Origin of the sequence: Streptomyces sp. NPDC057654, from assembly GCF_042800135.1 — a bacterium.
GTDB lineage: Bacteria > Actinomycetota > Actinomycetes > Streptomycetales > Streptomycetaceae > Streptomyces.
The window spans coordinates 1-1,001 of sequence record NZ_JBHVHQ010001500.1 but is presented as its reverse complement, the minus strand read 5'-3'; the positions used below and the strand labels follow the sequence as shown (position 1 = coordinate 1,001).

The window sequence follows — 1,001 nt, the reverse complement described above, 5'->3', positions numbered from 1 at the left end:
GTGCGCGGCTCCGGGAGTTCGGGGGCGACGGGGCCGTCCGTACGGCCCCGCGGAGCCACCGGCAGCACCGGCAGCGCGGGCAGCACGCTTCCGCCTCCGCCCCCGGCGCTCGGCGCGGCGGTCGCCCGCGAGATCACCCCGCCGATCGTCCCGCCGGGCGCGGAAGCCCGTACGTCGTGCCCCAGTTCCCCGCCGAAGGACGGGTCGCGGTGCGCGGCCAGCGACGTGGTGAACCGCGTCTCGACGACCGGGTTCACCGCGTCGAGCACCCGCTGTACGGGCGGGACGGCGGCCCACCCGCCGTCCTGAGCCTCGACGGGCGAAGCAGTCGAAGCAGCCGAAACGGGCGAAGCGGCCGCGACCGCGGCCTCCGCCTCCGTCTCAGCCCCCGTCCGCCGGGACTTCCTCCTGAACAACCCCATGCCCCGTCACTGCTTCCCTTCGGCGCGTTCCACCAATTCCGCGATCCGCGTCGCGTACGCGCGCCGGTCGGCGTGTTCGAGGTCGAGGATGTCCTCAAGCCCCCAGTGGAAGTGGTAGGCGAGGTACGCGACTTCCTCGTGGATCCGGTCGGTCGCGTACGTCACGATTCCCCCAGGCGGCTCCCGGCCAGCTCCACCTCGAAGGACTCCGAGCAGTGCGGGCAGGCGACCGCGGCGCGCGTATGCCCCTCCGCGTTGATCTGCCGGTAGAAGTCCTGGAGGAAGGCGAGGTCGGAGGCGAACATGTTCTCCACCGTCCCGTCGTGCACGATCGGGAGGGTGCCCAGCCGGGTGATGACCCTGCCGAGCAGGACCACCGACAGATAGGCGGGGTTCTCCCGTACGCGCACGTCGCGCAGGGGGATCAGTTCGTCGCGGGCCGTCGCGAGCCGCATCGCGCCGTTGCGGTGCACGGTGCCGGATTCGTCGACGAAGCCGCGCGGAAGCTCGAACTCGAACTCCGTGCGCAGGGGTTCCCGGATCTGTTGCGCGGCCGCGCCGGGCGCGGCGGGGACTGCC

The 1,001-nt window shown here is 72.7% G+C and carries 2 protein-coding genes and 1 pseudogene; all 3 read right to left on the bottom strand.

Translation table 11 applies throughout. From position 1 onward, the window contains the following. Positions 1-422 (bottom strand): annotated as a pseudogene (locus ACFU99_RS44660) (hypothetical protein); the annotation flags it as partial. A gap of 6 nt (positions 423-428) precedes the next feature. Continuing rightward, positions 429-587: a DUF6760 family protein gene (locus tag ACFU99_RS44655; RefSeq protein WP_363225397.1), complete on the bottom strand. Its 159-nt coding sequence runs from the start codon at positions 585-587 to the stop codon at positions 429-431. Beyond that, positions 584-1,001 (bottom strand): hypothetical protein (locus ACFU99_RS44650; protein WP_384404664.1); only part of this gene is annotated, 418 nt, incomplete at its 5' end. The genes ACFU99_RS44650 and ACFU99_RS44655, both read right to left, overlap by 4 nt.